General features: G+C 69.7%; 10 protein-coding genes. 2 read left to right on the top strand and 8 right to left on the bottom strand.

Features of this window, described 5'->3' with window-relative positions; all coding sequences use genetic code 11:
• Positions 1 to 50: 50 nt before the first annotated feature.
• Complete coding sequence (locus ASG17_RS03090; RefSeq protein WP_156367707.1) at positions 51 to 236, bottom strand: hypothetical protein; 186 nt, start codon at positions 234 to 236, stop codon at positions 51 to 53.
• A gap of 865 nt (positions 237 to 1101) precedes the next feature.
• Here ASG17_RS03090 and grxD point away from each other — a divergent pair.
• Together grxD and ASG17_RS03080 are read left to right on the top strand one after the other, a co-directional pair.
• Positions 1102 to 1458 carry a Grx4 family monothiol glutaredoxin gene (gene grxD / locus ASG17_RS03085; protein WP_056099052.1) on the top strand — a complete coding sequence of 119 codons (357 nt, stop codon included), beginning with the start codon at positions 1102 to 1104 and terminating at the stop codon, positions 1456 to 1458.
• A gap of 6 nt (positions 1459 to 1464) precedes the next feature.
• Positions 1465 to 1893: a thioesterase family protein gene (locus tag ASG17_RS03080; RefSeq protein WP_056098837.1), complete on the top strand. Its 429-nt coding sequence runs from the start codon at positions 1465 to 1467 to the stop codon at positions 1891 to 1893.
• A 41-nt stretch (positions 1894 to 1934) separates the two neighbouring features.
• Here the strand turns inward: ASG17_RS03080 and ASG17_RS03075 are convergent, their stop codons facing one another.
• From ASG17_RS03075 to ASG17_RS03045, 7 genes are all read right to left on the bottom strand, one after another.
• Complete coding sequence (locus ASG17_RS03075; RefSeq protein WP_056098834.1) at positions 1935 to 3308, bottom strand: S41 family peptidase; 1374 nt, start codon at positions 3306 to 3308, stop codon at positions 1935 to 1937.
• Between the two features lie 274 nt (positions 3309 to 3582).
• Positions 3583 to 4644: a murein hydrolase activator EnvC gene (locus ASG17_RS03070; RefSeq protein WP_056098831.1), complete on the bottom strand. Its 1062-nt coding sequence runs from the start codon at positions 4642 to 4644 to the stop codon at positions 3583 to 3585.
• A 2-nt stretch (positions 4645 to 4646) separates the two neighbouring features.
• Positions 4647 to 5111, bottom strand: a complete 465-nt coding sequence (rlmH, locus tag ASG17_RS03065) for a 23S rRNA (pseudouridine(1915)-N(3))-methyltransferase RlmH (protein WP_056098829.1) — start codon at positions 5109 to 5111, stop codon at positions 4647 to 4649.
• Positions 5112 to 5162: 51 nt separating this feature from the next.
• On the bottom strand, positions 5163 to 5576 hold the full coding sequence (rsfS, locus tag ASG17_RS03060; protein ID WP_082496077.1) for a ribosome silencing factor: 414 nt from the start codon (positions 5574 to 5576) through the stop codon (positions 5163 to 5165).
• A gap of 163 nt (positions 5577 to 5739) precedes the next feature.
• Positions 5740 to 6393, bottom strand: a complete 654-nt coding sequence (locus ASG17_RS03055) for a nicotinate-nucleotide adenylyltransferase (RefSeq protein ID WP_056098826.1) — start codon at positions 6391 to 6393, stop codon at positions 5740 to 5742.
• A gap of 79 nt (positions 6394 to 6472) precedes the next feature.
• Positions 6473 to 7975 (bottom strand): CoA-acylating methylmalonate-semialdehyde dehydrogenase, encoded by a 1503-nt coding sequence (locus ASG17_RS03050; protein WP_056098824.1) that lies wholly within the window; start codon positions 7973 to 7975, stop codon positions 6473 to 6475.
• Positions 7976 to 8222: 247 nt separating this feature from the next.
• Positions 8223 to 9113 (bottom strand): alpha/beta fold hydrolase, encoded by an 891-nt coding sequence (locus tag ASG17_RS03045; RefSeq protein WP_056098820.1) that lies wholly within the window; start codon positions 9111 to 9113, stop codon positions 8223 to 8225.
• Position 9114: the final 1 nt, after the last annotated feature.

Below are 9114 nucleotides of genomic sequence, written 5' to 3'. Positions count from 1 at the left end.
TCCCGACCCAAAGCGGACATCAGGTGATGGCGATCACGCTTGGCGGCAGATCAGGTCCAGCTTTGCTGCCAGTACCAGTGATAAGGTGGTCCAGTGACGGCCTTGCGGTCGGCTCCCCGCCCCGCATCTCCCTCGCTCTGTGGAGGCTCGCTCAGCGGTTGCACCGAGTAAACGAACTGGGTGTCGAGACCCGAGACGGACAGCCCAGCCGAGAAGACGGTAATCGCTACCGACACCAACTCGCTGTTAGCCGCGCGAAGGCTGGGGCTGTCCACAGTGTAGTACATGACCGATGTGGCTCCGGCTTTCCTCAGGGCGTCAGCGATGAGGTCGATTGATTGTCCGTCCCTCGCGCACCTCAACCCGCTGCCTGTCGAGTTCTCGACCGGGTTGCTGAAGACCTGACCTGGCCCGCTGCCGACGGGTCGGCACCTGTCAACGAGCGCGACTATCTCCTCATAGTGAGAGCGATGGGATCGGAAGTGATCGACTGCTTGTCCTTCATTGACCTGCGCACCGTAACAAGCCGACAGGGCCATCAGAGCCAGCCCACGCGTTAGCCATCGGGATACGCGCATCTAGCTCCCTCCTCCATTGGTCGACAGTATTAGCGTCAAGCGGCACGCTACCGCGCTTAACTTCCGCTAACCACCCATTAGCCATCGGGATACGCGCATCTAGCTCCCTCCTCCATTGGTCGACAGTATTAGCGTCAAGCGGCACGCTACCGCGCTTAACTTCCGCTAACCACCCAATGCGGACCTTCGTCTCACGTGACTATTTTCGGGGGGACCAAAGGGATAGAACGAGCGCCGTGCCAATGCACAGGATGAACCCCAAAACGATTGCGATCGTCGCCAACGTCATTCTGCTCACCTTGTCGCGCTTAGACCGTAGTCGGCTGAGCGGTCATAGGATCATAGCAGAGATGCTCATGACCGCTAACCACCCGTAGCGGACATCGAATGCATCCGCTTACGGCTCTACGCCCCACGCCACCGTGACCCGGCGCCGCCTTGACCCGGGGGTGTCGCATCCCTAGCTGACGGGCGAACCGAGAGAGGCCCTCCCCTAGTGACCGACTCAGCGACCGATCAGACCCTGGCGGCGACGCCGCAAGCCGACGCCGATCCCGTGCGCGCCTTCATCGCGCAGACCGTGGCGGAGCATGACGTCGTCCTGTTCATGAAGGGCGTGCCGGACCAGCCGCGTTGCGGCTTCTCCTCGCTGGCGGTGCAGATCCTGGATCAGCTCGAGGCGCCGTTCGTCGGCGTCGACGTGCTGCAGGACGAGGCCCTGCGCGAAGGCATCAAGGCCTTCACCGACTGGCCGACCATCCCGCAGCTGTATGTGAAGGGCGAGTTCGTCGGCGGCTCCGACATCGTCAAGGAGATGTTCCAGGCCGGCGAGCTTCAGGCCCTGATGGTCGAGAAGGGCGTGGCGCTCGGCCAGGAATAGGCCGCGATGGCGCGCAGCCTGCTGGAGCCCCGCGCCGACCGCGAGGTCTTCGTCACGCCGCTGGACGTGCGGCCCGAGCACATCGACGAGAACGGGCACGTCAACAATGTCGTCTATGTCGGCTGGCTGCAGGAGGCCGGCACGGCTCACTGGAACGCGCGCTTCGATGAGGCGACGCGGGCCCGGTGGTCGTGGGTCGCCCTGAGGCACGAGATCGATTACCTGCGCCCCCTGCCGCCGGACGCGCAGGGCGTCGTCGCCCGCACCTGGGTCGGCGACCCGCAGGGCCCGCGCTTCGCCCGCTATGTCCGCATCGAGGACGGCGAGGGCCGGCTGGCCGCCCAGGGCGTTTCGGAGTGGTGTCTGGTGGATGCGGCGACCATGCGCCCCCACCGCATCCCGGCCGACATCCTGCCGGCCTTCTCGCGGGTCTGACGCCCCTGCCCTGACCGCCGGGCCCCGACGCCGGCGGAGGATCAGTCCTCCGGCGCGGCGTCCTTGTCGGCCGTGGGCTCGGTCACGTCCTCGGGCTTGCCGTCCACGACCACCGTGGCGGGCGGGGCGGCGACATTGGCCACCACGCCGCCGGCGCGCAGCACGTCCAGCGCGCGTTCCAGCTGGTAGTCCTTGTCCTTCGGATACTCGAGCCCCGGCGCCTCATGCGGCATGTGGGCGCCCTTGCGCTCGGCCCCGATGGAGCTGTCCAGCGCGGTCGCATAGGCGGCCTCGGAATAGATGAAGCTGCTGCGCGAGACGATGCGCGCCTCGGCGGCCGAGCGGGCGACCTCCAGGTCCGGCTCGATGCCGATCTTCTGGATAGAGCCGCCGGACGGGGTGTAGTAGCGCGCCGTCGTGATCGACAGGGCGCCGTCCTGGCCGTTGCGTAGCGGGATGACCGTCTGCACCGACCCCTTGCCGAAACTGGTCAAGCCGACGACCACGGCGCGGGCGTGGTCCTTCAGCGCGCCGGCGACGATCTCGGACGCCGAGGCCGAGCCGTAGTTGACCAGCACCACCAGCGGCGCGCGGTCGGTCAGGTCGCCGGCGCGCGCGGCGTAGCGCTCGATCTGGTCGGGCCGGCGGCCGCGCTGGCTGACGATCTCGCCGCGCTCCAGGAAGGCGTCGGACACGTCGATGGCCGCCGTCAGCAGGCCGCCGCCGTTGTTGCGCAGGTCCAGAACCCAGCCCTTGATGCCGGGCTTCTCGCGCTTCAGCCGCGCGATGGTGTCGGTCAGTTCGCGGCCGGTGTTCTCGTTGAAAGTGGCGATCCGCAGATAGCCGAAGTCGCCCTCCAGACGGCCGGTGACGCTGTCGACGCGGATGATGTCGCGGGTCAGGACGACCTCGCGCGGCTCCTCGCCATCGCGCAGGAAGGTGACGTTGACGGTCGTGCCGACTGCGCCGCGCAGCTTCTCGGAGACCTGCGAGACCGTCAGGCCCGCCGCGTTCTGGCCGTTGATGGCCGAGATGACGTCGCCGGCCTGGACCCCGGCCTTGGCGGCGGGGCCGTCGTCCATTGGCGAGATGACCTTCACCAGGCCGCTCTCGGCCGTGATGGTCAGGCCGACGCCCGAATACTGGCCCTCGGTCCGCTCGCGCAGGTCGTCGTAGTTGGACGGCGCCAGATAGTTCGAGTGCGGATCCAGCGCGGTCATCATGCCGCTGAGCGCCGCCTCGATCAGCTTCTTGTTGTCGACGGGCACGACATAGACCTGCTCGACGATGCCCAGGACGTCGCCGAACAGCTGAAGCTGGCGGAAGGTCTCGTTACGGGGCGTCTGGCTGGCCACGGCCACGGCGGACACGCCGAGCGCCAGGACGGCGCTGCCGACGAGAAGGCGTTTACGCATTAGGTCTCTTTCGAACGGCCCCATGGGGAGGCTCAAGCTGGGGCGTCAGGGGCGACTATCCTAGCCGCGAACAAGGATAAAATCAGGCGGGCGGGCGGTTGCATAGCGGTTTCGGGCCACGGGAGAGCGGTGTTCCGATATCGCTCTCCGCCCGCTGGGCGGAGACAGGCGCCGTTGGGCGCCAGAGGCGGGCCTGAATGGTCGAGCCCTGAACTTGCCCGCCTCTGCTCGCTGACGCTCGCTGTCTCCGCCCAGGAGGCGGAGAGCGCGCCGACTACTTCAGCCAGGGCGTGGGATCGACCGGCTGGTCGTCGCGGCGCAGCTCGAAATAGGCCTCGCCGTCGGCCTGGCCCAGCACGGCGCCGTCGGCGACGCGCTGGCCGGTCTCGACGTCGGTGGAGCTGAGGCCGGCGACGACGCCGCGCCAGCCGGGGCCGAGGTCCAGGATCACCACCGACCCCCAGCCGGCCAGCGGCCCGACATAGGCGACGCGGGCGTCGGCGGGCGCCTTCACCGGGCCGGAAGCGGCCCAGCGCAGGCCGGCCGAGCGGGCGCCGAAGGGGACGCGGGGCGCGCCCTCGACCGGGGCGGTCAGGCGGCTGCGGCCGGCCGGGTTGGCGGCGGTCAGTTGCGGCGCCTCGGGCGCGTCGAGCGGACGGCCGCCGAGAGCGCGAATGCGGTCGTCCAGCGCGGCGGCGGCGCGTTCGGCCGTCTCGGCGTCCAGACGCAGCACCTCGGCCAGATCGGCCTTGCGCTGGCGCAGCGCCTCCAGCGCGGCGCGTCGGTCGCCCTGGTCGCTCTCTGCGGTCAGCAGGCGCTCGGACGACAGGATGGCGTCGCGGCGCAGGCGGGCCAGTTCGGTCTGGCGGGCGGCCAGGACCGAGGCGCGCTTGCGCAGATCCGGCGTCATGGCGCGGATCAGGATGGCCGCGCGGACCGTGTCGACGGCCTTGTCGGCCGGCACCAGCAGCGGCGGCGGCGGGCGGCGGCTGAGCATCTGCAAGGCCGAGAGCAGACGGCCGGACGCGGCCTGTTCGCGCGCCAGATCGCGGGTCAGGGCGCCTTCGTGGGCGTTCAGGGCGGCGAGGCGGGCGCGCTGGGACGCCAGCACCTGATCGCCGGCCGCGACGTCGTCCACCATGGTCTGAAGCCGGCGATCGAGGGCGGCGATCTCCACGGTCGCGGCAGCCGCATCGGCGCGCAGACGCCGCGCGCGCGCCAGTTCATCGCGGCGCTGGGCCTGCAGGGCCGGCAGGTCCCCGGACGGCTGGCGCGCCGGCGCCGGGCCGGCCAGGGCCATGAGGGCCAGAGGAATGAGGAGGGCCGCGCGCTTCATGTCTAGTCGCGGTGATAGGGCGATCCGGCCAGGATGGTCACGGCCCGATAGAGCTGTTCGGCCAGCATGGCGCGGGCCAGGGCGTGGGGCCAGGTCTGGGGTCCGAAAGCCAGGGTCGAGCGGGCCGCGTCGCGCACCGAGGCGTCCAGCCCGTCCGCCCCGCCGATGGCGAAAACCAGCCGCCGCTCGCCCGCGTCGCGCAGGGCGGCGATCATCTCGGCGAAGGCGCGGGAGGAATAGGCCTTGCCGCGCTCGTCGCAGGCGATCAGCACCGCGCCTTCGCAGGCGGCCAGGATCGCCTCGGCCTCCGGCGCCTTGCCCGTCTTGCGCGGTTCCAGGTCGATCAGGTCGAGCGGGCCGAGACCCAGCGGGCGGCCGGCCAGGGTCGCGCGCCGGGCGTAGTCGTCGGCCAGCGACGCCTCAGGCCCCCGCCCCGGCTTGCCGATGGCGACAATGCTGAGTTTCATCGGCCTGTCGCCCCGCGCGCGGCGCGGGGCTGCTTGAGGCCGAACGCCACTTTAGACGCGCGCGGTGCGGTGGGCGCTGTCGACGGCCCAGATCTTCTCGATGTTGTAGAAGGTGCGCACTTCGGGACGGAACAGGTGGACGATCACGTCGCCCGCGTCGATCAGCACCCAGTCGCAGTGCGGCAGGCCCTCGACCTTGGCCTTGCCGAAGCCCTGGTCCTTCAGGGTGCGCAGCAGGTGGTCGGCCACGGCGCCGACGTGACGGTGCGACCGCCCGGACGCCACGATCATGGCGTCGGCCATCGAGGATTTACCCTTCAGGTCGATCAGCACGATGTCCTGCGCCTGGTCGGTGTCCAGGCGTTCCAGCAGGGCGACCTCCAGCGGCGTCGCGCCTTTCGGCAGCGGCTGGCGATCGCTCGAAATCGGGCCGTCTTCGTCGTGGAGCGGTTCGATCGGCTCCATTTCACGGGCCGTGTTTGAAACGGCTTCGTCTTGCGTGTCGTACGCGGATTGGGCGGGCAGCGGAAAGCTCCGGGGTGGTGACTTGAGGGATGGTCCTATCACAGGCGGCCCGAAAGGTCACCGTGCGCCGAGGACACACCCCATCACCGTCCGTTGAAGCGCGCTATTTGCGGCGCGCCGCGCGGATGGCGCTGGAGGATCGGTGGTTCAGGGGGGCGCTGAGATAGGTCCAGGCCGGCGCCTCCAGCAGGGGCAGCAGGCCCGCCTGTTCGGGCCGCACACGGTAGCCGGCGAAGCGGGCTGCGGCCGGGGCGGTCAGACTTTCCATCTGACTGCCGGGCCGGGCGATCACCGCCACGGGCATCAGGCGCATGATGTCGGTCCAGCCGCGCCAGCGATGGAAACTGGCCAGATTGTCCGAGCCCATCAGCCAGACGAAATGCACGCCCGGATGCCGGGCGACCACCGCGCGAAGGGTGTCGACGGTCCAGCTCACGCCGGTGCGCGTCTCGAAGTCCGAGACGATCATGGCGGGGCCATGGGCCTGGCCGCGCGCCGAGGCCATGCGGTCGGATAGCGGCGCGCTGTCGGCCGCGGACTTCAGCGGGTTCTGCGGCGAGACCAGCCAGACCACACGGTCCAGATCCAGCCTCTGCAGCGCCGTCTCCGCCACATGGGCGTGGCCGTCGTGGGCGGGATTGAACGAGCCGCCGAACAGCCCGACCCGCATCCCCGGCGACAGGCTCAAGCCGTCACGCAGCGCCCCGCTGGCGGGGCCGGTGCGCAGGGGCGCGGGGCCGGCGTGGAAGAAGGACAAGGGCGGGACGGGACCTTTTGCTCAGCGGCGCCATAACACGGTGATGCGCGATCTGTCGCGCGCAAAGCCCGTGGTCGGATCAGCCCATCGTGGGAATGACGAAGGCGCTGTCGGCGTGCTCCAGCGCGCTGTCGGGCCAGCGGGCGGTGACGGTCTTGGTCTTGGTCCAGAAGCGGACGCCCTCCATGCCGTGCTGGTTGATGTCGCCGAAGGCCGAGCGCTTCCAGCCGCCGAAGGTGTGATAGGCGACCGGCACCGGGATCGGCACGTTGATCCCCACCATGCCGACATTGACCCGGGCGGCGAAGTCGCGGGCCGCGCGGCCGTTCTGGGTGAAGATGGCGACGCCGTTGCCGTACTGGTGGTTCGACGGGAGGCTCAGCGCCTGTTCGAAGGTCTCGGCGCGGACGATCTGGAGGACAGGTCCAAAGATCTCCTCCTTGTAGGCCTCCATCTCGGGCTTCACGTGGTCGAACAGCGACGGGCCGATGAAGTAGCCGTTCTCGTGTCCCTGCAGGCTGAAGCCGCGGCCGTCCACGACCAGTTCGGCGCCCTCGGCGACCCCCTTGTCGATCCAGCCCTCGACGCGGGCCTTGTGCTGGGCGGTGACGACGGGGCCGTAGTGGGCGCCCGCGTCGGTAGAGACGCCGACGCGCAGGGTCTGCATTTCGGCCACCATCCGCTCGCGCAGTTCGTCCGCCGTGCGGGCGCCGACCGGCACGACCACCGGCAGGGCCATGCAGCGTTCGCCCGCGCTGCCGAAGGCGGCGCCGGCCAGATCCTTGACCACCTGGTCCATGTCCGCGTCGGGCAGGACGATGCCGTGGTTCTTGGCGCCGCCCATGGCCTGGACGCGCTTATGGTTGGCGGCGCCGGTCTGGTAGACATAGTGGGCGATGTCGGACGAGCCGACGAAGCTGACGGCGTGGATCAGCGGGTGGGTCAGGATGGCGTCAACCGCCGCCTTGTCGCCGTGCACGACGTTCAGCACGCCCGCCGGGGCGCCCGCCTCCATCATCAGCTCGGCCAGACGCACCGGCAGCGACGAATCCCGCTCGGACGGCTTCAGGATGAAGGTGTTGCCCACCGCGATGGCCACGCCGAACATCCACATCGGGATCATGCCGGGGAAGTTGAACGGGGTGATGCCGGCCACCACGCCCAGCGGCTGGCGCATCGAATAGACGTCGATGCCGGGGCCCGCACCCCAGGTGTATTCGCCCTTCAAGGCATGGGGGATGCCGCAGGCGAACTCGACCACTTCCAGACCGCGCTGGATGTCGCCCTTGCTGTCCGCCACGACCTTGCCGTGCTCGGAGCTGAGCAGATTGGCCAGCTCCTCGACGTTCGCCTCGACCAGGCGCTTGAACTCGAACAGCACCCGCGCGCGGCGCTGGGGGTTGGTCGAGGACCAGCCCTCGAAGGCGTTCTGGGCCGACTGGACCGCCCGATCCATCTCGCCGACCGAGGCCAGCTGAACGCGCGCCTGGACCTGGCCGGTGTTGGGATCAAAGACGTCGGCGAAGCGGCCGGACGCGCCCTCGAAAGCGGCGCCGTCGATAAAGTGGCGGATGTCGCGCATGATGCGGCGTTTCCCTTGGTTCTTATGGTTTGTTGGGCGGAGCTTTAGACCCCTGCCCGCGCGCGCGCATCTGTCTTTCTCAAGATCCTCCACCGTGGAGCGCAGCGGAACGGGGGAGGGGGACCGCGCGAAGCGGGGTGGAGGGGGCGAGGGCATCCGCTCCACGTCTTGCAGAGGCCGGAACCAGCCTTTGCCCCCTCCACCACTTCGTGGTCCCCCTCCCCCGCCCAAGAGCGGCGGAGGACCCTCAGACCGCCGCGTCGAACAGGGCGTCGCGAGCGATGTCGGGTTGCAGCATGGGGAAGAAGTGGTTGCCGCCCTCGACCCGCTGGACCGTGACGTTGGGCAGCCCGCGCGGGCCGGGCGTGACCGAGCAGGTCGACTGGACGGCGCCCTTCAGGATGTGGATCGGGCCCGGATAGCGTCGCAGGGCGCGCCAGGGGTCGTGGGCCTGGGCGGCGTAGTTGGCCGCCTCGGTCGCGGGCGCGCAGGTCAGGGCCATCTCATCGCCCGAGGGCATGAAGCCGTCGGTCAGATAGTCGGCCAGCTGCAGGTCGCTCCAGCCCTTGAAGGCGCCGCGGCCGCGGTAGGCCTTCATCGCCGCCTCCCGGCTTTCGAACACGGCGCGGCGCTTCAGGGCGTTCTTCACCAGCGGGATGCGCGACGGCAGCCGGTCTAGCAGCGGCAGGTTGAAGGCCAAAACGGCCGGACGGCTCCAGATCACCGGGTCCAGCAGGACCAGCTTGGACACCCGGTCAGGGCGCTCGGCGGCGGCCAGCAAGCCCGATACGGCGCCCATCGAATGCCCGCCCAACACAACCGGCGGTCCGTCCATGGCGGCCAGCAGGTCGATCAGGTCGTCGCGATGGTCGATCCAGCCGCGCCGGCCCTTGGCGCCCACGGGCAGGCGGCTGTGACCGTGACCGCGCAGGTCAGGCGCCCAGATGCGAAGACTGGCCGACAGCGGCGCCAGAAGGGTGCGGTAGGTGACGGCGTTGAAGCCGTTGGCATGGACGAAGACCAGGTCGACGGGCCGCTTGGCGTCGCCGAAGTCCAGCACGGCCATCTCGCCCTTGCCCCACCGGTTCACGATGGGCCGCATGATGCGCCGGGGCGGGGAAAGCAGGGCGGCGTCCATG

This window comes from Brevundimonas sp. Leaf363 (assembly GCF_001424025.1).
GTDB lineage: Bacteria > Pseudomonadota > Alphaproteobacteria > Caulobacterales > Caulobacteraceae > Brevundimonas.
This window is presented reverse-complemented; position numbering and strand designations above follow the sequence as displayed.

What these genes read in the sequence shown, in the direction of transcription:
- ASG17_RS03050 (WP_056098824.1), bottom strand. Translation starts at nt 7,975, where the DNA reads ATGCGCGACATCCGCCACTTTATCGACGGCGCCGCTTTCGAGGGCGCG.
- ASG17_RS03075 (WP_056098834.1), bottom strand. Translation starts at nt 3,308, where the DNA reads ATGCGTAAACGCCTTCTCGTCGGCAGCGCCGTCCTGGCGCTCGGCGTG.
- ASG17_RS03070 (WP_056098831.1), bottom strand. Translation starts at nt 4,644, where the DNA reads ATGAAGCGCGCGGCCCTCCTCATTCCTCTGGCCCTCATGGCCCTGGCC.
- rlmH (WP_056098829.1), bottom strand. Translation starts at nt 5,111, where the DNA reads ATGAAACTCAGCATTGTCGCCATCGGCAAGCCGGGGCGGGGGCCTGAG.
- rsfS (WP_082496077.1), bottom strand. Translation starts at nt 5,576, where the DNA reads ATGGAGCCGATCGAACCGCTCCACGACGAAGACGGCCCGATTTCGAGC.
- ASG17_RS03080 (WP_056098837.1), top strand. Translation starts at nt 1,465, where the DNA reads ATGGCGCGCAGCCTGCTGGAGCCCCGCGCCGACCGCGAGGTCTTCGTC.
- ASG17_RS03045 (WP_056098820.1), bottom strand. Translation starts at nt 9,113, where the DNA reads ATGGACGCCGCCCTGCTTTCCCCGCCCCGGCGCATCATGCGGCCCATC.